This is a genomic window from Pseudomonas nitroreducens TX1, assembly GCF_000313755.1.
Classification (GTDB): Bacteria; Pseudomonadota; Gammaproteobacteria; order Pseudomonadales; family Pseudomonadaceae; genus Pseudomonas; species Pseudomonas nitroreducens_A.
Window position 1 is genome coordinate 1 of record NZ_AMZB01000103.1, and the last position, 23,538, is coordinate 23,538.

Annotated in this window: 17 protein-coding genes; 16 read left to right on the forward strand and 1 reads right to left on the reverse strand. The window is 60.6% G+C overall.

Annotated elements, in window-relative coordinates:
- Nucleotides 1-96 precede the first annotated feature (96 nt).
- The 16 genes from C167_RS34440 to C167_RS0111095 all read left to right on the forward strand — a co-directional run bounded on the left by C167_RS34440 (nt 97) and on the right by C167_RS0111095 (nt 21,844).
- Nucleotides 97-759, forward strand: a complete 663-nt coding sequence (locus C167_RS34440; protein ID WP_157791827.1) for a hypothetical protein — start codon at nt 97-99, stop codon at nt 757-759.
- Nucleotides 760-1,556: 797 nt separating this feature from the next.
- On the forward strand, nt 1,557-4,907 hold the full coding sequence (locus tag C167_RS0111035; protein WP_017518336.1) for a type VI secretion system Vgr family protein: 3,351 nt from the start codon (nt 1,557-1,559) through the stop codon (nt 4,905-4,907).
- Between the two features lie 6 nt (nt 4,908-4,913).
- Entirely contained in the window at nt 4,914-5,420 is a 507-nt protein-coding gene (locus C167_RS34445) for a hypothetical protein (RefSeq protein ID WP_157791828.1), read from the forward strand.
- A gap of 150 nt (nt 5,421-5,570) precedes the next feature.
- Nucleotides 5,571-6,080, forward strand: a complete 510-nt coding sequence (locus C167_RS34450; protein ID WP_157791829.1) for a hypothetical protein — start codon at nt 5,571-5,573, stop codon at nt 6,078-6,080.
- Between the two features lie 127 nt (nt 6,081-6,207).
- Nucleotides 6,208-8,265 (forward strand): lipase family protein, encoded by a 2,058-nt coding sequence (locus C167_RS0111045; protein ID WP_017518338.1) that lies wholly within the window; start codon nt 6,208-6,210, stop codon nt 8,263-8,265.
- On the forward strand, nt 8,258-9,055 hold the full coding sequence (locus tag C167_RS0111050; RefSeq protein ID WP_017518339.1) for a hypothetical protein: 798 nt from the start codon (nt 8,258-8,260) through the stop codon (nt 9,053-9,055). Before C167_RS0111045 ends, C167_RS0111050 begins: the two co-directional genes overlap by 8 nt.
- A gap of 300 nt (nt 9,056-9,355) precedes the next feature.
- Entirely contained in the window at nt 9,356-10,132 is a 777-nt protein-coding gene (locus C167_RS34455) for a hypothetical protein (protein WP_157791830.1), read from the forward strand.
- A 28-nt stretch (nt 10,133-10,160) separates the two neighbouring features.
- Nucleotides 10,161-10,598: a PAAR domain-containing protein gene (locus tag C167_RS35075; protein WP_235154312.1), complete on the forward strand. Its 438-nt coding sequence runs from the start codon at nt 10,161-10,163 to the stop codon at nt 10,596-10,598.
- Nucleotides 10,599-10,601: 3 nt separating this feature from the next.
- Nucleotides 10,602-11,765, forward strand: a complete 1,164-nt coding sequence (locus tag C167_RS0111060) for a hypothetical protein (protein WP_235154313.1) — start codon at nt 10,602-10,604, stop codon at nt 11,763-11,765.
- Nucleotides 11,762-15,136, forward strand: coding sequence for an ImcF-related family protein (locus tag C167_RS0111065; protein WP_017518342.1), 3,375 nt, complete (start codon nt 11,762-11,764; stop codon nt 15,134-15,136). Before C167_RS0111060 ends, C167_RS0111065 begins: the two co-directional genes overlap by 4 nt.
- A 28-nt stretch (nt 15,137-15,164) precedes the next feature.
- Nucleotides 15,165-16,745 carry a type VI secretion system protein TssA gene (gene tssA / locus C167_RS0111070; protein WP_017518343.1) on the forward strand — a complete coding sequence of 527 codons (1,581 nt, stop codon included), beginning with the start codon at nt 15,165-15,167 and terminating at the stop codon, nt 16,743-16,745.
- Nucleotides 16,746-16,767: 22 nt separating this feature from the next.
- Nucleotides 16,768-18,531 (forward strand): type VI secretion system baseplate subunit TssF, encoded by a 1,764-nt coding sequence (tssF, locus tag C167_RS0111075; RefSeq protein ID WP_017518344.1) that lies wholly within the window; start codon nt 16,768-16,770, stop codon nt 18,529-18,531.
- Nucleotides 18,495-19,592, forward strand: a complete 1,098-nt coding sequence (gene tssG / locus C167_RS0111080; protein WP_017518345.1) for a type VI secretion system baseplate subunit TssG — start codon at nt 18,495-18,497, stop codon at nt 19,590-19,592. Before tssF ends, tssG begins: the two co-directional genes overlap by 37 nt.
- Nucleotides 19,573-20,124 carry a type VI secretion system lipoprotein TssJ gene (gene tssJ / locus C167_RS0111085; RefSeq protein WP_026078956.1) on the forward strand — a complete coding sequence of 184 codons (552 nt, stop codon included), beginning with the start codon at nt 19,573-19,575 and terminating at the stop codon, nt 20,122-20,124. The genes tssG and tssJ overlap by 20 nt, the downstream gene beginning before the upstream one ends.
- On the forward strand, nt 20,121-20,558 hold the full coding sequence (gene tssE / locus C167_RS0111090; protein ID WP_026078957.1) for a type VI secretion system baseplate subunit TssE: 438 nt from the start codon (nt 20,121-20,123) through the stop codon (nt 20,556-20,558). Before tssJ ends, tssE begins: the two co-directional genes overlap by 4 nt.
- 23 nt (nt 20,559-20,581) lie before the next feature.
- The gene (locus C167_RS0111095) at nt 20,582-21,844 is read left to right on the forward strand and encodes an OmpA family protein (RefSeq protein WP_017518348.1); all 1,263 of its coding nucleotides are present in this window, start codon (nt 20,582-20,584) and stop codon (nt 21,842-21,844) included.
- A 63-nt stretch (nt 21,845-21,907) separates the two neighbouring features.
- Here C167_RS0111095 and C167_RS0111100 read toward each other — a convergent pair whose 3' ends face one another.
- Complete coding sequence (locus C167_RS0111100) at nt 21,908-23,524, reverse strand: gamma-glutamyltransferase family protein (RefSeq protein ID WP_017518349.1); 1,617 nt, start codon at nt 23,522-23,524, stop codon at nt 21,908-21,910.
- Between the last annotated feature and the right edge of the window lie 14 nt (nt 23,525-23,538).

Consider the following 23,538-nt stretch of genomic DNA (forward strand, 5'->3'; position numbering starts at 1 on the left):
ACCGCTGGCGGTGCTGAAGCTGCGCGGTTTTACGTTGCTGGCGAAGATTTTCAAGGCAGGCGCGGGGCAGGGCGAACCCGTTGCTCTGGGAGGTGCATGATGACGATTTCAAAGCCTTATCCACCGACGATCCAGAGACTATTGGAGCGATTGCACTTCACCGCTTTGGATGAGTGGGGCAGCACCACGCGTTACCGTTTTCGCTGTCCAGAAGGGCATGAACTCTGCTTTACGAAAGAGACCCTGTACGAAGTCAAAGGTTGTCGTCTTTGCCGCAAGAACGAGCAAATGCTTCGGCTTCAGCGGAAGGCCAAACAGAATGGCAGCGAGTTACTGGATACGCAGTGGGTCGAACCGCGGCGCCAGTATCGTTTTCGCTGCCTGCGCAACCCCAATCATGAATGGCAACGCTCCTACAGTTACGCCGTAGCCAATAGCCGTTGCCCGCATTGCTCCCCCAAGGGGCCCAAGCTATTGCGCGATGGATTGGAACGCATGCAAGAGTATGCCCGTGGGCACGGCGGAGAGTGCCTGTCGCCAGAGTATCTGGGAGTGACTAGAAAGCATCGCTTTCGTTGCGCCAAGGGGCATATCTGGGAGGTGGTTGCCGGCGATGCCATGCGTAAAGACAGCTGGTGCTATCAGTGCAAAGCCGATGGTATCCGACACGGCATCGAGGAAGTTCACCGCATCGTGGGTGAGCGTGGCGGCCAGTTTCTTTCGGATGAATATCAAAACAGTAAAACGCCCTACACCTAGGCCTGCGCCAAAGGCCATACCTGGCAAGCCATTTTTAGACGTATTCGTAACGGCGCTTGGTGTCCTCGCTGTGCCAACGACAAGAAAAGGCACGATAGTCAGGTGTTGCAGCGCGAGGCTGAGCGGCGTGGCGGAAAGTGTTTGTCGACGACGTACCATGAAGTGGGAGCAAAGTATGTCTGGCAATGCGCCAAGGGGCATCGCTGGGAAGCGACTCTGGGCTCCGTTCGGCGAGGAAGTTGGTGCGGCCAGTGTGCCAAGGATGCTCGATGGCTAACCCTGGAGGACATGCAAAAGGCTGCCGCCATCCACGGCGGTCAATGCCTGGCCGAGGCGTACCGAGGTGTAGGCCAGAAATATCAATGGCTGTGCGCGAAGGGGCATAGCTGGAGCACTACATTCACGATTGTTCGTGCGGGTCACTGGTGCCCCGCCTGCTTCCACCTGTCGCACACCAAACCTGGCTCTGCCGCTTGGAAACGCTACCAGGCACACCGTCCCAAGGAGTGAAGTATTGCAGTCCGGACTTTTCGCAATGTGCGAGTTCAACAGCGAATGAGGTGGGTAAAAGGAAGTCCTTTGTAGAACTCATCCGCGTATGGTGAGGGAAAGTTCCTGGCCATTTTGGAGGCATTGCTTCTACCCCAGCTTGTCCGCGAGAGTGTCGCGATGGAGTTGTTTTCTATCGATGCGTTACAAGGACGCTTTCGCATAATTCTGTGTTGTGGTCAGCTGCCACCTCCTTGCGACAGTCTTCTTGCACAACGTTTTGTCGTTGACTGTTGGGAGGACTAAAAATGCTGCCTGAAGCTCACCTTTTCTTCGATCATTCCCGTCACGCCCTCACGGTGGATGGCCAGGGTGCCGTGCTGGACGTCCTGGCATTTTCCGGCACCGAGGCACTCAGCGAGACCTTCTATTTTGCCATCGAAGTAACCAGCCCCAACCTCGACATCGCTGCCGATACGATGCTTGGCAAGGACGCCACCTTCAGCCTGCGCGCCGCGCCGCCCTCGGTGACCATTCGCGGCTATACGCCGCCGCCGGTGGCGCCGCTGCGCACACTTCATGGCGTGGTAACCCGCTTTAAAAGACTCTCGGCATCCCGTGATGAGGCGCGCTATGAGCTGACGCTGGAACCGCGCCTGGCCCTGCTCGACAAGGGCTGTCAGTACCGCATCTACCAAAATCAGAGCGTGCCCGAGGTGGTGGAAATTATCTTGAGGCGGCATGGATGGCGGGGGCAGGATTTTCTGATCGACCTCGGTCGAACGTATAAGCAGCATGATCAGCTGCTTCAGTATGGCGAATCAGACCTTGCCTACATCAAACGGCTCTGTGCCGAGCGCGGAATCTGGTTTTCCTTCAGCATGGACGCGCGATTGAAAATCGATGTGGTCGAGTTCAAGGACTCGCCCATGCACTATGAACACGACATCACCCTGCCGCTGCGCCCCCTGAGCGGGCTGGAAACCACCGGCTTGGATGCCGTGTGGGGCCTGCAGGCCGACCACCAGATCATCCAGCAACGGGTCAGCACCCGCGCCTACTACTCGCGCGACGCCGGCGCCAACCTCGACGCCCAGGCTGACCTTACCCGTGGCGCCAGCACCACTTACGGCGAGGCCTACCACTACGCCGACGAGCCTTACCAGACACTCGGCGATCCCTATGCCCATGGTCATGAAGAAGGCCACGCCGAAAGCGGCGTCTTCTTCGCCCGGCTCGCCCACGAGCGTTACCTGAACGACCAGCTCCGCCTCGAAGGTGTTAGCAGCAGCGCCGCCCTGGCCCCAGGCCACGTGCTCAAGGTGGAAGGTGGCGCATCCGCCGCGTTCAGGGAAGGCGCGCTGATCGTCCGCACCCATTGCACGGCTGCCCGTGATCGCAGCTTCGAAGTCCACTTCGAAGCCATCCCCGACGGCAACATCGCCTTCCGCCCACCGGTACCGCCCAAGCCGCGTATCGCCGGCACCGTCCCCGCGCGGATCACTAACCCACAGCAGAACGACCCCTACAGCGACATCGATGGAGAAGGGAGGTACCGGGTTGCGTTCTTGTTTGACAGGGATACTTGGCCGACGGGCCGCTCCAGTATGTGGCTGCGCCTGGCCAGGCCATACGCCGGGGACACTTTCGGCCTGCACCTGCCTTTACTGGCCGGCACCGAAGTGGCCGTGGCCTTCGAGCAGGGCGACCCGGACAGGCCATTTATCGCGCATGCCCTTCATACAAATCTGCAGCCGGACCACGTAACAATCCGCAACTATAAGAGAAACGTCCTGCGCACTCCGGCGAACAACAAGCTGCGTATGGATGACTCGCGCGGGCAGGAACACATCAAGGTCAGCACCGAGTATTCCGGCAAGAGCCAGCTTAACCTAGGCCACTTGGTGGATGCGCAGCGCAAGAAGCGCGGCGAAGGCTTTGAGCTGCGCAGTGACGGTTGGGGAGCCTTGCGTGCTGGTAACGGGCTCTTCATCTCTGCCGACGTGCAACCGCGAGCCAGCGGTGACGTCTTGGACATGGATGCCGCCATCATTCAGTTAGAAACCGCTTTGTCATTGGCGCGCTCAATGGCCAATGCGGCCCGCAGCGGGCAAGCCAAACCTAACGATAGCGACAGCCAGGACCGACTCAGCAAAGCGCTGACGGGGCTCAAGGAGCCCGGCATGTTGCTGCATGCCCCAGCGGGTATTGGCGTAGTTACACCGCAAGCGCTGCAATTGGCGTCCGGTGCCGAAAGTGTCGGCATCATGGCCGGCCACAATCTGGATATCAGTACCGGCCGCGATATCACGGGTAGTGCCGAAGAAAGCATCAGCCTTTTTGCCCAGAACGCAGGCATGCAACTCAAAGCGGCCGCCGGCAAGGTGGAGCTACACGCGCTGGGCGATGCCCTGCATGCCATGGCCAAGGGCGACCTCAAAGTTGAAAGCGTGGCTGGCCGGGTTGAAATCACCGCGCCGCAGGAGTTGGTGCTGCATTGTGGCGGTGCCTACATCCGCCTCAAGGGCGGCGAGATAGAGCTGGGTGCCCCTGGGAATATCTATCTTAAAACTCCAAACTTTGTGAAGCAGGACGGCGCCACGCTGGATATTCCGCCAACTCGGCTGCCAGCTGGCTACAGTGCCCACTACACCTACGCCAATGAGAACCAAGCGCCAATGGCGTTTGCTCACTACCGCGTGGTAGCCCCTAAAGGGGAGGTGTTTGAAGGGGTAACGGATGGCGCAGGTCGCACCATGGCAATTCATACGTTGATGCCGGGGGACCTGAAAATTGACCTCCCCAGCAGTGAAGGCCCCTTCGATGAGCAGCTTTGCCTGACATGCTCCAACGGCCAAATCCCCGCGGGTCTGATGTATGTGGCACATCTCGCTGATGGAACCACTCAACAGGGTGTGACCGACAAGAAGGGCCGCACGGCGCGAATTGTTACCCAGAAGTCAGTACAAATTACTCGCCTGGAGTTAACTCCTCCGGATGAAGTGGCTGATAGCTGTTGTTCCGCAAAAGCTTCTGGTGAACTTCTGACGGTTGATTTGCAACCTATAAAAGTATTCACCAATGCCACAAATCTGGGCACATCCACTCAGACCGTACTCTTGCCAGAAGGTGATGAGCGTGAGCTAACGGCAGGCGAGATTGCCATGGCACGAACTGTCTTCAAGGACGCCATAGATTACAGCAAGGTTAAAGTTCACCACGGTGGCTGGTGGCTATTTATGGGATTCCAGAATACAGCGGTAACACCTAATGGTGAGATGTATTTCCCCAAAAGCACCGGATATTATAGGGATGATTTTTCATCGACAGGGCGCGGGCGAGATAAAGCACTTTTTATCCATGAAATGACGCATGTCTGGCAGTATCAGCTAGGTTATTGGGTGAAATGGCACGCATTGTGGGTTACTAGCCGAGGATCAGCTGCATATCAGTATGAGTTAAAAAGAGATGGGTTGCTCTCGAATTATAATATGGAGCAGCAGGGGGAGATTGTGTCTGATTACTATATGATATGTATTGAAAAAACTCCTGGATCAGTCTGGAACTTTAGTAATCGGAACAAGGATCCAGCCTTGCTGGCTTCTACATTGCGCAACTTCCTTGTCGCACCGTCAAGCGATGATAATCTTCCGGAATAAGATGATATGAGAATATTAGCTGGGCTGCTAACCATTGGATCGTATTGCTTGGTAAGTAATGCCAGTGCCACCCCTTGGGGGATGGCAAAAAATGCAGATATTGGCATGGCTGACGGGGAGGTCTCCATCTGCATCCCATCTGCGGAAAAGGATGAAGTTGCCATTGAGTCTATATGGGTTGCTGAGAACGAGCCCCTTGATGGAAAGAGTCACACTATGTGGGACGTGGAATTAAAACGGGGAAGCAATCCAGAAATTTTGAAGCCTGGAGAATGCGCGAAATATGGGTCAGACCTAGCTGCGTATCAAGTTAATGTATCAGGGCAGAGTCTTAAGGTTGGTGTAACTTATTATTTTCGTTTGAATAGATTCATGAGAAATCCTTCCCGAACAGATGTTTCATTCTATGATGCCGTGTTTTGTTCTGTTGAGCGAGATGGTAAGGTTTTTTATCTTCAGTATAAGTATGAGGATGATGGGAGAGTTCTGAAGCCACAATGCGGGAGTAAGTGAGTTGGTGGCAGAGTTTTGTTGAGGGGGTAAGATGAATTTTTATTTTGCAAGATCGAGCTCTGGCAATTTAGCTGGTCTTCTGAGGTCGATTGATTGGAGTTTTTCGACCTCTTAAGATGATAAGGAATACCTCTGGATTAGGCGGTCTCTATGTGGCGAAATTTATTGATATTATTTCCCTTGCTTGCCTACTCTTGGGTTCACGCTACTTCTTTTGGACGACAGGAAACAGCTGCAATTCGCTCAGTCAAAGGAAGTCCTGGAATTTGTTTGTCTGAGGAAACTAAAGATAGATTTCCAGTCGGTTGGGTTGCGCTTTCGGAAAGCTATATTAAAAATCCTGGTGGCTGGTCCTTGGTGTTGAAAGAGGGGGTTAGCCCTCTGATCCTGAATGCAGGAGAGTGTCTTGTGTATGGAGAGATTCCTGATGGATATAAATTGGCTAGATATAAGGTTGTAGTTCCAGGGTTAAAATTACAGAAAGATAGGACTTATGTTTTTTCTATAAATAGCTCTGATTATCCCAGAGATAGTTATAGAGTGGTTTTTTGTGTGAGTGAGAATTCTGATGGCTCACGAGACTATCTACCGTATCGCCGGCTCTCTGATGGTAGTGAGCTTGTTCCATCTTGTGATTCTCGATTGAATAGAAGTTATTGAAGTTATGGTTGATTTCACTGGGTTCGAACTGCTTCTTGCTGAGTGACTGAGGCGAATCGTTTTGCAAGGATGGCATAGCGTCCTTTAGTTGTTTGTTGTCGCCAGTTGCCGAATTTAAAGGATTGATATGAACGACAAATTGCACCGCACGGATACGCTGAATCCCAACAAGTACATGCAGGGTGGGAAGCAGAAGAAATTCTGGGTCGAATTCCAACTGGTAGACGAAAACAACGAGCCGCTTCCGCACCTGCCCTTTCGCGCGGTGAACCAGGCCACACGCGAAGGGCATGCGCCCGAGTATCGCGGCCAGGCCGATGCTCAGGGAGTCATTCGTATCGAAGGATTGAACCCTATTCCCTTGACCCTGCTGGTTGACGCTGACCAACTCGCGGAGGTGTTACAGACTCGCCGCCTTCGCGCTCTGCGTCCCGAGCCTTTGCGGCCTGGGGTAGGGGATAGAACGCCTTTGTACTGCCCTCCGTGTACCGGTCATTCCCCTGTCGAGGCCAAAGCCTTCGAAGCTGGCCATGGCTACCGCTATTTGCGAATTGGTGAGCTCTGCGACAAGCAGCCCCAATTTGACCCGCCTCTGGCGGAGAGCGAGCCACTCTCGGCCTATCACTTTCCGGACCCAGCGTTCCGCGGTTTCACCTTGGGCGCCGATGTTCCGCGCGGAGGGGCTTTCACCGATCTGGATTGCCGCTATGTGCTGGAGGTCTGCCCCTTCCGTGCCTGGTCGCTGGTGCTCAACCACCAGCCGGATTACTGCCTGGTGACCGCCTACAACCTGGGGCTGATGAGCATACTGTCCTACAGCAAGTTCACTGATCTGGAGTCGGGCTCCGTCAAAGAGTTCTTCCAGCGACAGTGCCAGGACCTCTCTCGTACACCCCGCGTGTTGGATGGGAAAACCAACCCGCCCTGTGTCGTTATCGATGTGCCGTTCAATGAGCGCTATACCCTCGCCGAACCCCTAGATACCACTAAGTCGGAACCACCCGAAGGCGACACCCAACTGTTCTACGCCATCAGTCAGACCCAGGTGCTGGTGGGGTGGCGCGGCACCGAGATGGGGCGAGCGGACCTAGTGACCGATGTGACTTTCCGCCCGGTAAAACCGGAGGTTGCCGCCAACTGCCAGCCCAAGGTGCCTTGTGGCGACCTGACGGCCAAAGGCAGTGTGCATTTGGGGTTCCGGGATGGCTACGAGATTGCTAGGAGGAAGTTCACCGAACAATTAGGGACGAGGGTCTCCGATGCTGCTCGAACCAGAAAGTTGTTCATCTGCGGCCATAGCCTTGGTGGTGCCTTGGGCTTGATCCACGCGGCGGCGATGAAGGTTCAGAACCCCTTGCTCTACACCTACGGCATGCCTCGTACCTTCACTCTCCAGGCGGTGGGCTGCCTGGCGGGCGTGAAACACTTCCGCCATGTCAACGACACCGACCTGATTCCCGATGTGCCGCCCGAGGCCGATCTGGATAACTGGCTCTATAAGCTCTACGGCCCGGTTGGGACCACCCTGGGCACTGTGTGGTCGGTGGCGCAACTGCTGGCTGATCCGGTGATCAGGGGGAAAGACCCGTTCTTCCACCATGGCGAGATCGTCGCCTTCTTCCGTCTTGAACAGCACATCCAGATGCGCGCTTCGGACAACCCATTCCACAAGATGCGCGACGGCCTGGGTGCGCCCTATCACACCACATTGACCCGGCTGCTGCCGGTCAAGACCAAGCTCTTCCTCGTGCCCAGCCTGAACCGGGCGGACAGCGAACAGGCTTGCAAGGCACAACAGGACTTCAAGGCCTGCCTGACAGCCGAAAGCCTCCAGCGTTATTTCCCCGAAGGCCGCAACGCCAAGCCGGGCCGGGTGGTCGGGCTGGTCAACCATTTCATGGGGGAGTACCAGCCCTTCCTCTACAACCAGTTGGTCGAGTGCATCAACCCCGCGCGCATGCAGGCACGCCAGGACAACCGGCAGCAATTCGAGGAACAGATGACGGCCAATGCCCACCTGATCCCCGAAGAGGAACTTCTGCGTAACCGCACCTTCTTCGATCTGCAGAACCAGGTAAGCCGCAGCCTCGCCACCGCGCAGCAGTGCCCAGGCGGAATGGACGGCCTACAGCGCTTCGACGGCATCGTCGAGGAAAAAGCCTATGTGGAGAAAATCTATGGCTAAGCCCCTGAATGCCCGCCTGCCTGGGCAACTCGCTCTAGCGCTGCTGTGCCTGCTCACCAGCCTTGGCGGCTGCGCCCAGGACTACAGCCTGGCGCCGTCGGCCAATGGTGAACAGGTTACGGTACGTGTGAAAGTTCCTAATGATTTGAAAGCGAGAACCATGCAGGTGATGTACCGCTCGTCTAGCTGCCAACGCACGCGCTATGACGCCTATGGCAAGCCTTACAAAGTGGATGGCTTTCATGGGGTCGACGTGCAGCCGCAGCGTGAGGGGCAAAGCGACATTTATGAGGCCAAGCTGGCGAAGGATGGCGGCGGCGCCTGTCGATGGCATTTGGCTAACGTGATCTTTGGAGTTGAGTATCGAAATCCAGAGCAGTTTGGTGCTGGGGTGACTTTTGCTGCTGGGGGAGGGGTTGTAGTTATTTTTGATAATAATGACTCTCCCATGGGCGGCGCGGATAAAAAAGTTGATGGCGATCTTATAATTAGTCAGGGTTACTATCCGTGGATTGATGAGGAATTTCTGGGGGGGTATAGGAAGACGGTGCGCTTGGCGGGGCGCGGAATTGGTTTTATTAAATATAAAGCGCCGAATGCTCGTGAGGTGTTTTTTAAGCCGACTCTATTCCCGAAATATCTAGTGGCCTCTGCGGGTCCCAGGGTGAAGTTGGATAATAGCTATACTAGGTTTGAGTACCCTGATGGCAGTATCTTGGAGAATAGAGATATTGAACCTCGCTTCGATAAGTTAGAGTCTATTCGCTTAGCAGCAGAAAATAAGAAATGAATAGCATCTTCGGGGGTGTATTGGGTCTTTTGTTGTATTGCTTTGGCGGCTGCACCCAGGACTACAGCCTGGCGCCGCCGGCCAGCAGTGGACAGGTGACGGTACGGGGAAAATTCAAAGTGACCTAAACGAAAGTCCCATGCAGGAAGCTTGTGATGTGTTTTCGAATTGGCTGACTTCCTCGTTGCGTAGTTGGTTTTGTTGAAATAAAAAACTTCCAGACTCGATTTTTCAAATGAGGGATGTTTTCGATAGTAGAGATGTTTATTCAGGGTTTCAGAGGTTGGAGTCTATTCGAAAATGGAAATTATGCGCGTTTTTGTTGTTTTGTTTTTGCTGGCCAGCCAGGGCGGTTGCACAAATTACAACTTGGATCCGCCAAGGGATGGTGAGAAATTTCTTGTGCGGGTCAAGGCGCCCTCGGATATCAAGGCTGATAGGCTTGCAGTTATTTATATCTCTACGCAATGTCAAGAGAAGTATTACAATTTTGCGAGCCCAGGGGCCAAATACAGTAATCGATTTAAAGTCTTAGGAGTTGATCTTAAATCTGTAGGTAACGAACTTTATGAGGTTAGTTTGGAGCAGGATGGCGGTGGTGCTTGCCAATGGAGTCTTTATAAGGCAACTTTAAAGGTTGTCTATCGTCATCCAGAAAGATTCTCGGCGGATATTGCTTCTAGCTATGGGGATGAGGTGTCTCTCGAATTTTATCGCGACGCTGTATCAAATGGCTCCACTTATTCAGCAGATAAAAATGTGTTGGTTGTTCCTAAGTCTTATTATCCTTGGATTAGTGAGGGCTTTATCGGAGGGTATAGTAAGTCATTTATCTTGTTTGGAAGGAAGTCGTCGTATGGTTTAAGGGATAAGCGTCAGGTATATTTTGACATGGTTATGCATTCAGAATTTGCTGTCTATTCTGTAGGTCCAAAATATAAGGATAAAGGGAGTTATGAAGTGTTCACCTATCCTAGCGGGCGGGTGGAAAATAGTACACGTTCTGAGCCTGATTTCGATAAATTAGAAGCTGATCGATTAGATGCAGAGCGCAAGAAGGGGCTTTCTAATTACTGATGGCGATGCCCTCTATATTAGATTTTTGATGAGCTTTATTCTGATGCGGACTAGATCTGGCGATTTAAGGCTTATGTGGCTCATAAGGGATGACTGCGTTAGCTTTTTACGCCTGCCGGTAGGGCGTTATTTTTCTTCATTAGATAAAGGCATTTTTTATTTTCTCAATGTCTGTGTGAAATTTCTGACTATCGGGAGGGGTTATATGCCTAAAGGACTCGTTTTGTTGGGTGACAAAACCACCCATGGTGGCGAGGTCATTTCTGCGGCCTCCACCCATGAAGTACATGGAAAGCTGGTGGCACTTGTTGGCGATCTGGTTAGTTGCCCTGCCCATGGTGTCAACGCCATTGTCGAAGGCTGCACAGGCTGGTCCGAGGACGGTCGGGCCCTGGTAGTGGATGGTTGCCGAAGCGCTTGCGGTAGCCAAGTGATTTCCAGTGCCCCCAATTGTGCGGTGGATTGATCCATGGCATGGAATCGCCAACCTCCTGAAGTGGTAGCGGAACCCGCGCCCTTGTCGATGCCACGCTGGCTGGGCGCCGCTCTGCTGGCGGCAGTAGTTGGGATGGGCCTGTTCGTGTTGGTGGCTTCAGGGCGTATACCAGAACTGGCCGGCTTCAATATCTGGATGCTGGCTGGTACGCCTTTGTTGATTTGGCTATTGGCCTTCGCGGTGCGCAGTTACACCTACGGTGGCGCACTGAGCCATTTCCAGTTTTTGGAGGATCAAGCCGGTGAAGCGCGGTCAGCTTGGAACCAATGGGCGCAACGTCACTTTGCCGTACAGAGTGCATGTGTGTTGATGCCGAACCAGGTTTCCGCCGCGGTGATCGCCCAGGGAAACTCAGGTATTTCGCCCTGCTTTGACGTTGCTCTCCGGATCACCGCGCTGCCCCTGCGTGCCAATGAGCGAGCGCTGGCGGGGCTGGAGATGCTGATGGAGGGCTTGGCACCTGGGGTGGCGTCGCTGCCTGTTGATCGAGCATTGCAGGTGACGGTGCTGAGTGACCTTGATGCAGATGGCCTGGAGGCGTTCCGCGTCGCGTGGGGAAAAGCTTGGCTCAAGGCCGTGCCTGGGCGTTCGCAGGTAAAGCCGACCTTTGTCAGTGAACTCTCCCTGCAATGGCTGGAAGACAACCTGAAGGCCCCTGGCTCGGCGATTGAGCTGATCCTGGTGCTGCAGGTCAACGGTGCCAAGGCCTACTCCGATGGATTGGCGGCCTTGTTGCTGTGCCCGGATGCTCTGGCACAGGAATGGGACCTGCCGGTGCAAGGCCGTCTGCTGCGGCCAATGCCACTGGATGTTGAGCAGTTGGACACTGAAATTCCGCTCTTCCTGGAAACCCAACTCGCCGCACGCAACGCCATCGGCATTCTCGCCGACAGTGCGCAGTGGCGACCAAGCCTGGGGAGCCTTCTTTCAATGGGGTCGGCCCAGCAGGTGAAGTTCCAGGTAGGGCAGCAGTGGATTCAGGAGTCGCTGTGCGGCGTGCCGGGGCCGTTCAGTGCCTGGTTGCTGGCGGCGTTGGGCCTTGAGATGAGTCGGCACTTCCAGCAACCGCTGGTGTTGCTCAGTCAGGAGCCTGCGCAGCGTTGGATCAGTACGGTCGCCACGGGAGAGTTGGCATGAAGGTCTATAGCAACTCGTGGCGCTGGGCTGGCGGAGGGATGTTGATCGCGGTGGCGCTGGCGGCGATGGGCTGGCTGATCTGGCGCTATGGCGAGCGGATAGGGCTGGTCGCGGATCGCGACAAGGTGCTGGCCTTCCTGCTGCTGTCGGTCATTGTGCTGATCCTGCGTTTCGCTCCCAAGCTGTTGGCTCATCTCAAACGGGAGCAGCATCGGCAGCAGGGTGTGGCGACGGGGGTTCGCCCAGTATCGGATGGCACGCTACCGCCTTCGAGCAAGCGTGCTTCACCGAAGGACGAGATTCCCGGACAGTTGCGGGCTCAGTACGGCTTCTTCTGGAAGCGCAAGGTCCGTCTGCTGTTGGTGGTCGGTGAGCAGGAGCAGGTCGACGCGGTTGCACCGGGGCTGTCCAAGCAGAACTGGCTGGAGGGGCAGGACACCGTGCTGCTGCATGGCGGTTCGCTCAACGGCCAGTGGCAAACCGATGTAGCCGCACTGTTGAAGTCACTGCGCCGCTCGCGCCCGGTGGATGGCATTGTCTGGGCGCTGAGCGAGGCGCAGGGCAATGACGTGGCCACTGTCAGCACGGGTGTGCGTCAGTTGCGCGACCTAAGCCAGACGGTGCGCTGGCAGGCACCGTTGTACCTTTGGCAGGTCTGTTCCAGCCCTTGGAATCAGGATAGCCGTGAGGGGCAAGCGGTGGGTTGCCTGCTGCCGGCGAAGGTCACGGCAGAGCAGATCGAAGCATCGCTGCGCAAGCTGGTGGTGCCGTTGCGTGAGCGAGGGATGGACCAACTCACGGAGCATTCCAGCCATGACTTCCTGTTGCGCCTGTCCCGCGATCTGGAGCGCTCCGGCATCAGCCAGTGGCGCCAGGCGCTGGGTCCTTTCCTGGCTCAGCTCAATCGCTCGGTGCCATTGCGTGGCTTGTTGTTCAGCCCGAAGCTCGCCGGCATCGCGACCGGCACGCCGAATACGTGGTGGCCGGAAGCAAGCTGGAGCGCGGTGCTGGGGGACAAGCAGACGCGCGGCCGTCGCTTAGCCTGGTCCTGGGCGCGTGGAGCTTATATCGCGGGATTGACGCTCGCCGGCCTCTGCGCCCTGGCCGTGCTGCTGTCGTTCACCAGCAACCGCGCGCAGATCGCCACGGTGGAAGGCGCCTTGGCCACTATCGGCCAGCCGGGAGACCCGGATGCGCAACTGAGCGCGCTCAGCGAGCTGACCCGCGAAATCGCGCGACTGGATTACCGGCGCGAGCACGGCGTGCCCTGGTACCAGCGGTTCGGCCTGAGCCAGAACGATGCGCTGCTGGCGTCGCTGTGGCCGCGTTATGCGCAGGCGAATGATCGGCTGATGCGCGATGTGGCGGCGCAGCTGTTGGAGCAACGGCTGACCGAGCTGGCCGCGTTGCCGGCGGACAGCCCTGAGCGCGCGTCGCGGGCAAAAGAGGCCCATGGGCAGCTCAAGGCCTACCTGATGATGGCGCAACCGGAGAAGGTCGATGCGGCTTTCCTCGCCAAGGTGCTGAGCGCGGAGATGGCCGAGCGCGCCGATGTGGCGCCGGGCCTCTGGCAGGGTGTTGCCCCTGGTCTGTGGACGTTCTACGCGCAGCACCTGAAGACGCATCCGGACTGGCGTATCGAGGCGAAGCCCGCCCTGGTGTCCCAGGCTCGGCAAGTGCTGCTCGGGCAACTGGGCCAGCGCAATGGCATGGCCAACCTGTACCAGCAGGTGATCGAGCGTGCGGGCAACAACTACGCCACGATGACGTTGCGGGACATGCTCGGCGAAACCGATGCGGCCAGCCTGTTCGACACGCCCAACAGTGTACCGGGGGTGTTCACCCGGCAGGCCTGGGAAGGACAGGTCAGCAAGGCCATCGACGAGGTGGCCGAGACGCGTCGCGAAGAAATCGACTGGGTGCTGAGCGATCAGCAGGGCACCCTCGACAGTGATCTGCAGCCCGAGGTGCTCAAGGAGCAGTTAACCGAGCGTTACTTCCAGGACTTCAGCAACGCCTGGCTCGCCTTCCTCAACAGCATCCGCTGGCGCAAGGCGGACAGCCTGTCGGACTCCATCAGCCAGTTGACCCTGCTCAGCGACGTGCGCCAGTCGCCGCTGATCGCGCTGATGAACACCCTGGCCTACCAGGGCAAGACCGAGGTCAAGGGCGAGGCGCTGGCCGACTCGCTGATGCGCTCGGCGCAGCAACTGCTGGAGAAAGACAAGGGGCCGCTGATCGATCAGAAAAGCGACGCCCCCCACGGCCCGCTGGCGAGTACCTTCGGCCCGTTGCTCGCGCTACTCGGCAAGGAGAAGGGGGGGGCGGCTTATGCGGACGACGGCCTGAGCCTGCAGGCATTCCTGACTCGGGTCACCCGTGTGCGCCTGAAGCTGCAGCAGGTGACCAACGCCAGCGATCCCCAGGCGATGACCCAGGCCCTGGCGCAGACGGTGTTCCAGGGCACCAGCGTGGACCTCACCGATACCCTCGACTACGGCGGCCTGATTGCCGCCAGCCTGGGCGGGGAATGGAGCGGCTTTGGCCAGAACCTCTTCGTGCAGCCGCTCAACCAGGCCTGGGAAGGGGTATTGCAGCCGTCCGCGGCGGGGTTGAATCGCCAGTGGCAACGCGCCGTGGTGGCGAACTGGGACAGGGCGTTCACCGGACGCTATCCCTTCGAGGTCAGCGACAGCGAGGCATCGCTGCCGATGCTGGGCCAGATGATCCGCTCCGGCAGCGGGCGTATCGATCAGTTCCTCAAGACGCAACTGGGTGGCGTGCTGCGCAAGGAAGGCAACCGCTGGGTGCCGGACAGCGCGCACAGCCAGGGGCTGCACTTCAATCCGCAGTTCCTCAAGGCCGTCAATCAGCTCAGCGACCTGGCGGACATGCTCTACACCGATGGTGGGCTGGGCATGACTTTCCAGATGCAGGCCAAGCCGGTGCGCAATCTGGTGGAGACCACATTCATCCTCGACGGTGTGACGCTGGAGTACTTCAACCAGATGGAGAGCTGGCAGCAGTTCACCTGGCCGGGCGGCACTGACCACCCTGGCGCCTCGCTGAGCTGGACCAGCCTCAAGGGCGGGGCGCGGCTGTTCGGCGACTATTCGGGCGTCTGGGGGCTGATCCGTCTGCTGGAGCAGGCGCAGGTGACTCCGCTGGACAACAGCAATACCCGCTTCGAGCTGGTGCTCAAGGCGCCGGATGGCTTGCCGCTGACCTGGTACCTGCAGACCGAGCTGGGCCGTGGACCGCTGGCGGTGCTGAAGCTGCGCGGATTCAAGTTGCCGGACAACATCTTCGAAGTGGCTGCGGGACAGGTTGCACCCCTCGCCACAATCGACCCGTTCGAATACGACGAATGATGGACGCACGAAAATTCAGGACGCATCGATGAGTTTGCAGGGATTGATATCGACCTGCCTGGAAGGGCAGGACGCGGTGGCGCTGGTGAAGGCTCAGGCGGCGAAATGGGAGGCGTGGCTCAAGCCCATCGAGGGCGCCGCGCCGGTGGGCGAAGACCCGGGCTATGACGATGACTTCCAGCGTATGCGCGAGGAGGTCAACAAGCTCTCCGCCGCTGACGTGGAACTGGTAGCCCGGCTGGCGGAGCAGTTGCTGAAACAGCGTTGCAAGGACGTGCGAATCGTCAGTTACTACCTCTGGGCGCGTACCCAGGGAGACGGTGAAGCCGGTTTCGCTGATGGTCTGGAACTGCTGGCGGCGCTGCTCGATCGCTTCGGTGGGCTGGTGTTGCCGGCGCGTCCCAACAGCCGGCGCATGGCGCTGGAATGGCTGGCCAGCGCCAAGGTGCTGGATAGCCTGTCGCTGTTCCCGGAGGTGGTGAAGGCGGAGACGCAGCGCACGGTCGCGGCGTTGGCCTGGCTGGAAGCAACTTTCGCGTCCTGGCCGGAAGCCGAGCGCCCGGGGCTGGGTGGGCTGTATGCCGCGCTGGGTAGTCGTCTGGCGCAGTCCGGCGGCGTGAATGCCCTGGTGCCGCAGAACAGTGCGGCGCACAGCGAGCCAGCGCTGACTTCCGCTGCGCCGATACCGGGAAAGGTCCAGTCCGGTCGCGATCTGCTCGACAGCGGCAAGGTGCTGGCGAGCTATCTGCGCGATCAACCCCTGGGCTGGCTGGCGGCGCATCGCCTGCTCACCAGCCTGCGTTGGGACACCGTGCACCAGCTGCCGCCCCAGGATGCCAGCGGCAACACCCGGCTGGCGCCGCCGCGCACGGAGTATCGGGCGCAGCTCAAGCGGCTCAACCTGCAGCAGGGCTGGGCCGAATTGCTCGACCAGGCCGAGCGCATGTTCGCCGAAGGCGTGAATCACTTCTGGCTGGACCTGCAGTGGCACCTTTGCCAGGCGCTGGGCCGGCTCGGCACGCCATATGACGGCTGGGCCGAGCTGGTAAAGGGCGACCTGCGCCTGTTGCTGGAGCGCCTGCCGGGGCTGGAGCTGCTGCATTGGAGCGACGGCACGCCATTCGCCGATGAAACCACGCGCAACTGGATCGCCCAACATGTCAGCACCGGGCAGGCCGCGCAATGGATGAGCAGCACCATGTTTGCCGACACGGCCAGTGACGACGTGCTCGCGCTGGAAAGCGAAGCCCTGGCCCAGGCCGACAGCGATGGCGTGGAGGCGGCGCTGGCCTGGCTGGCATCCCGCCCGGACCTGCGCAGCGGACGCCAGCGCTGGCTGGTGCGCCTGCTGATGGCGCGCGTGGCCGAGCAGCATGGCAAGGCTGAGCTGGCGGCGCACCTGCTGGCCGAGTTGGACGCGCAGGCGCAAAGCCTGAGCGACTGGGAGCCCGAGCTGTGCTTCGAGGTCAAGGCGCGTCTGCTCAAGCTGCTGCGGCAGAAAGCGCAGCGCAGCGATGCCGACAAACCTGCCCTGGCGCGCCGCATGGAAGGCCTGCTGGCCGCCCTGGTCGCCATCGACCCTGTTCGCGCCGCCGTGCTCTGCGGCTGAACCTAATTCCCGGGACTGGACCATGGACAATCTGACACTGCGCTATTTCGACGCCGAAATGCGCTACTTGCGCGAGGCGGGCAAGGAGTTCGCCGAGGCTTTCCCCGACCGCGCCGCCCAGCTCAACCTGGACAAGGCCGGGGCTCGCGACCCCTATGTGGAGCGCCTGTTCGAGGGCTTTGCATTCCTGATGGGGCGCCTGCGCGAGAAACTCGACGACGACCTGCCGGAGCTGACGGAAGGGCTGGTGAGCCTGCTCTGGCCCCACTACCTGCGCACCATCCCGTCGCTGTCGGTGGTTGAACTGGCGCCGGACCCGCTGCAAATGAAGCGAGACGAGCTGATCGAGGCCGGTTTCGAGATACTCTCGCGTCCCATCGGGCCGCAGCGCACCCGTTGTCGCTACACCACCACCGAGGCCGTGAACCTGCATCCGCTGGCCCTGGACTCGCTGCTGGTCGCCAACGAGCCCGACGGTCGTTCGGTACTTCGCCTGCGCTTCAGCTGCGGCTCCCTGGCGGACTGGAAGCAGATCGACCTGAGCCGCCTGCCGCTCTACCTCAACGCCGATGCGCCGCTGGCCAGTGCCCTGCATCATGCGCTGACCCTGCAGACCCAGGCGCTGTACCTGCGTCTGCCCGGCGAGGCGGAGCGCCGGCCGTTGCAGGGCTATTTCTCGCCCAAGGGCTTCGCCGCCGGGGATCGCCTCTGGCCCAAGGCCGACAGTGCCTTCAGCGGCTATCAACTGCTGCTGGAGTATTTCACCTTCCGCGAGAAATTCATGTTCGTCACCCTGCATGGGTTGGAGCAATTGCGGGCAACGGAGGGGCTCTCCGGATTTGAACTGGACGTAGTGCTGGGCGAGCAGTGGCCCCATGAGTTCCTGCTCAGCGCCGAGAATGTGCGCCTGCACGCGGTGCCCGTGATCAATCTGTTTCCATTGGAAGCCGACCCCATGCGGCTGGCGCCATTGCAGACCGATTACCTGCTGCGACCGATGCGCCTGCAGGACGGGCACACGGAAATCTATTCGGTGGACGGCGTCACTTCGTCCAAGAGCACCGAACGCCAGGATTACGTTCCCTTCACCAGCTTCCGCCACAAGGGCGGAATGCTGCGCGATGAGGCGCCCGAGCGCTACTTTCACACGCGGCTGAAACGGGGTGTCAACGGCATGCACGACACCTGGCTTATCCTCGGCGGCGAGGGTTTCGACCGAGATCGCCTGCGCGAGGGTGAAAGCCTGTCGCTGCGCCTTACCGGCACCAACGGATTGCTGCCGCGCAAGGCACTGCAGAGCACGCTGCTGGATACCGTGGTGAAGGCCGCGCAGGTCGATCTGCGCGTACGCAACCTGTGCGCGCCGACCTTGCCCTGCTACCCGCCGAACCGCGACCGCTTCCATTGGCGCGTGCTCAGCCACCTGGGTTCGAACTTCCTGCCGATGCTGGACAACGCCGAAGTACTGCGCGGCACCCTGGCGCTGTACGACTGGACCCACAGCGAGCTCAACCGCCGACGCCTGGAAGCCATTGCCGAGGTCCGTCATCACCTGGTCCAGCACTTCGAAAAGGGTTTCCTGCTGCGCGGCGTGGACATCGAGGTGACGCTCGATGCCAACGGCTTCTCGGGTGAGGGCGACATCCACTTGTTCGGCGAAATGCTCAACCGCTTCTTCGCGCTCTACGCCGATATTCACCTGTTCAACCAGCTCACGCTGATCCTGCAACCCACTGGAAAGTGCCTGCGATGGAACGAGAACCACAGTCAGCGTATTCCCGGCTGAAGGCCAGCGGGCTGCTGGCGGCGCTCGGCGAGCGCCTGCCCCAGGCCAGCCTGTATCGCTTCTGCCAATTGCTGGAGGCGGCGCTTCCAGGCAATCCACCCCTGGGCAGCACGGCGAACCCGGCGGACGACGCTGTGCGCTTCCGCCCGCACCCGGGCATGGGCTTCCCGGCCAGTGAGCTGAAGGCCTTCGAGGTGGACGAAGAGCATCCTTTGCGCCCGGTGACGGTGCGTACGCGCCTGCTCGGGCTCTATGGCGTCGATTCGCCGATGCCCAGCGCCTACCTGGATGACATCGCCCAGCGCCGTGAAGGATACGAGGCGCTGGAGGCCTTCCTCGACATCTTCAACCACCGGGTATTCACCCAGTTCTACCGGATCTGGCGCAAATACTCCTATCCCGCGTCCTTCGAGGCGGGCGGGGCGGACGCCACCTCGCAGTGCCTGCTGGGCCTGATCGGCCTGGGGATTCCCGGCACCGCCGAGCACATCGCCACGCCGGTGTCGCGCTTCCTTGCGTTGCTGGGCGTGATGCGCCTGCCGACGCGCAATGCCGAGGGGATCGTGGCGCTGGTGAAGTTGCTGGCGCCCGCGACCCAGGCGCAGGTAACGCCGCACTGGCCGCGCAAGGTGCCGCTGGCCCGGCCGGCGAGCCTGTCGCGTGACCAACCGGTGCGCTTGGGCCAGGGTACGCCGCTGGGGGCCAGCGGGGCGGATGCCAATAGCCAACTGTTGCTCGTGCTGACCACCGAAAACCTCGATGAGGCTCGCGGCTGGCTACCAGGCGGGCAGCTGCACAGCGACCTGCTGGTGCTGCTGCGGGTCTACCTGGGCTGGCGCTGCACGGCCCGATTGCAGCTGTCGCTGCCGCTTGGCTGCCTGCCGGCGCCCAGCCTGGGCAATCCCGCGGTGCTGCTGGGCATGACCGCCGTGCCGGGCCTGGACGAGCGCATGCGGCAAAGGGCGGGGCATACCTGCGTCACGGTCAATCTGGGGCGCTATCAGGGACTGAGCGAAAATTCGATGAGCAGGGAGATACAAGATGTCGCTTACCGTTTCTAGATCGCTGCTGGTGGTGTCGTTGCTGGCGGGTTTGCTGGGCGGCTGCGGCTTGACGCAGCGAACCATGGATGCGGGCAAGTCGGTCGGCCACGCGATCTTCTACAAGCAGGTCAAGGTGCTGCGCCTGGACTTCACCGGACGTCCGGCGCTGAATACGGACAGGCGGGACATGAACGGGCTGTCGGTGTCGACCCTGGTGCGGGTCTATCAGCTGCGTGACCGCAAGGCGCTGGACAAGGCCAGCTACCAGCAACTGCTGGGAGAGGGTGACCAGACGCTGGCGGCCGATCTGCTGGACGAGCGGCGGCTGGTGGTAAAGCCGGAGGAGGGGGCGCAGCTGAACGTGCCGATGTTGGAGGACGCGCAGTACGTTGCCGTGGTGGCGCTGTTCCGTTCACCCGACCTGCAGGACGGCAGCTGGCGCCTGGTACTGGCCCGCGACGAACTGGACCCCGACAAGGCGCGCGTCATCGAATTGGGCGACAACGTCCTGCACCTGGCGCCGCTGCCGAAGAAGGATTCCTGGTGGTGAGCGAGCAGAATCCGTCACTTTATGAACTGCTGTTGCAGAACTTCAGCGGTGAACTCGACCTGCACCAGGTGCACGAGGAGGACCAGCCGATGCTGTCGGTGCTGGACAACCTGCAGCGTATCCTCAACTGCCGGGCCGGCACCCTCAGCCACTTGCCCGACTACGGCCTGCCGGACATGAGCCAGATCCTGCATGGCATGCCGGGCAGCGCCCATGGGCTAATGGCGACCATGAGCACCATGCTGCTCAAGTACGAGCCGCGTCTGGCCTCGGTGCAGATCGTGCTCCTGCCGCAGGTCCTGCCGGGGCACCTGGAGTACAGCCTCGAGGTGGAGTTGCTCGATGGGGCCCGCGCCACCTTCGGTACCACGCTCGAGCCGCAAGGCAAGGTGCTGGTGCGCCATCTGAAACAGCGCGACATTCTGGCGCGCTGATGGCAGGGGAGCGTGACGAAGGGATGAGTGTGATCGAGGAAAAGCTGCGCCTGGGCGGCGATCCGCAAGGGAGCGAGCCGTCTGCGGCGCTGGGAAGGGAACTGGCGAAACTCAGCCACCCGGCGCGACCGGATATGGACTGGGCGCGTGTGGAGCGGCTGTGTCTGGCGCAGTTCCGCGAGCACGGAATGGAGCTGCAAGCGGTCGCGGCCTTTGTCCTGGCGCGAGCGCAGTTGCGTGGCCCGGCAGGGCTGGACGACGGACTGGAGTTGCTCGAACGCCTGCTCCAGCGTGACTGGGAGCGTCTCTGGCCGCCGGCCTATTCGGTTCGCCTGGAGATTCTTGGCTGGTTGTTGGCCGAGTTGCGGCCCTGGTTGCGTGGCTTGCAGTTCTCGGCGGAGGACCTGCCCGAGCTATTGCGGCTGGACGATCAGCTCAAGCGGCTGGAGCAATTGCTGGGACGCCACGAAGCTGAGCCCTTGCCTCCATTGCCGGCGTTGCGCGGTCAGCTGCTGGGCCTGCTCCGACGCCTGGCCCCGGATGCTGCAACTGCCGAAGCCGTGGTTGCGCCGAGAGCTGCGGCAGACGAGGTAACCACAGCGGTTGCGCCGAACCCTGTTGCCGTCTCGCCGACCCGCCGCCGAACCCCGCGCAAGCCACGCAGCGAGGCGCCTGCCGTGGTTGTGCTGAATCTGGACAGCGCACAGCCGTCGGTCGAGCCACCGCCAGCCCGCAAGCGTCGGCCATTCTGGACCTGGCTGCTTCTGCTGGGCGCGTTGGTTGCCTTGACCGGCCTGTTCATTGGGGTCCACAGCCATTGGCAAGGGGTGAAAGGACTGGGCGATCCATCTCAGCTGGCGGCATCGAGTCCGATGGCCGGGCCCTCCTCGGAAGAACGCGTGCGTTCTGCTGCCGTCGCGCCGATCCGCCTGGACGGCCAGTTGCTGTTCGCGCCCGGCAAGGCTGAACTCAAGCCGGACTCGACCAAGGTGCTGGTGAACAGCCTGATCAACATCAAGGCGCAACCCGGCTGGTTGATCGTCATCACCGGTCACAGCGATTCCACCGGCGATCCCCAGCGCAACCTGGAGCTGTCGCGCAATCGCGCGGCGGCCGTGCGCGACTGGATGCAGCGCATGGGCGATATTCCCGATGATTGCTTCGTCGTTCGGGGCGCAGGGGCCAGCGAGCCGGTTGCTGCCGAGGATAGCGAGGAGGGCCGCAATGCCAATCGACGCGTGGAGATCACCCTGACGCCGGAAGGCGGTGCTTGCGAGAAGCGCTAGAGGCGGGGCGGTGCGGTGCCATCTTCTCCTCGCCAGCGGCCGCCGGCGAGGAGAAGCAAGGCGTCAGCACACTGCGATATGCGAATCCGCGCGCGGCTCGGTGCCACCGCAGAGCACGCCGGTCTGCGGGTCGCGGACGATGATCTGGCCGCGCCCGTAGTCGGTCAGGTCGCAGGCGATCTCGACCTCGTGGCCGCGTCGCGCCAGGCCGAAGGCGAGATCGCGGTTGGCGTGCTGCTCGATGCCGACCTTCATGCCGCCCAGCCACTGCCAGCGCGGGGCGTCCAGCGCGGCCTGCGGGTTGAGGCCGAAGTCGACCAGGTTCATCACCATCTGCACGTGGCCCTGGGGCTGCATGTAGCCGCCCATCACGCCGAACGGGCCGACGGCCACGCCATCCTTGCTGAGGAAGCCGGGGATGATGGTGTGGAAGGTTTTCTTGCCCGGCGCCAGGGCGTTGGAATGCGCCGGATCGAGGCTGAATTCCGAGCCACGGTTCTGCAGGCCGATGCCGCTGTCGGGCAGCACCACGCCAGAGCCGAAGCCGTGGTAGGCGCTCTGGATGAACGAGACCATGTTGCCTTCGCCATCAGCGGTGGCGATGTACACGGTGCCGCTGGAGTGCGGGTCGCCGTGTTTCGGCTCGGCGGCCCGTTCGCCAATCTCGGCGCGGCGGCGCGCGGCGTAGTCGTCGGACAGCAGCGCTGCGGTGCTGACGCGCATGTGTTCGGCGTCGGTGATGTAGTGCAGGCCGTCCGCATAGGCCTTCTTCATCGCTTCGAGCTGGCGGTGCCAGGTGAGCTGGCTGTCGCGCTGGTCGAAGTCGTAGCCCTGGAGGATGTTCAGGGTCATCAGGGCGATCAGGCCCTGGCCGGCCGGCGGGATTTCCCAGACGTCATAGCCACGGTAGTGGGTCTTGATCGGCTCGACCCATTTGGGCTTGTAGCCGGCCAGGTCCGCGGCGCTCAGCTCGCCACCGGTGCTGGCGGAGTGGGCGGCCAGGCGCTGGGCGAGGGCGCCACGGTAGAAGCTTTCGCACTTCGTCTCGGCCAGCTCGGCGAGGGTTTTCGCCTGCGCCGGGTTGCGGAACAGCTGGCCGGCGCAGGGGGCTTGGCCGTCGACGGTGAAGGTATCGAACCAGGCTTCCAGGGCCGGCACGGCGGCGCGGCTTTGCTGGTATTCCTGGCGGGCGATTTCCCACTGGTGGGCAACTACCGGGGAGACCGGGAAACCGTCGCGGGCCAGGGCGATGGCCGGTTGCAGCAGGTCGGCGAAGGGCAGTTTGCCGAAGCGCGCGGACAACTCGGCCCAGGCCGAGGGAATGCCCGGCACGGTGACCGGCAGCCAGCCGTGCACGGGCATCTTGTCGTGCCCGGCGTCTTTCACCTTGTCGATGGAGATGGAGGCGGGTGCGTGGCCGCTGGCGTCCAGGCCGTGCAACTGGTCCTTGACCCAGACCAGGGCGAAGGCGTCGCCGCCGATGGCGCAGCCGGTGGGTTCGACCACCGTCAGCGCGGCGGCGGTGGCGATGGCGGCGTCGATGGCGTTGCCGCCGGCCCGCAGCATGGCGATGCCGGCCTCGGCAGCCAGGGGCTGCGAGGCGGCGACCATGCCGTTGCGGGCGAACACGCTCTGGCGCTGGGAGGCGTAGGGGTACTCGTGGGCAGAGAAGCTCAGCATGGAAAACTCTCTTC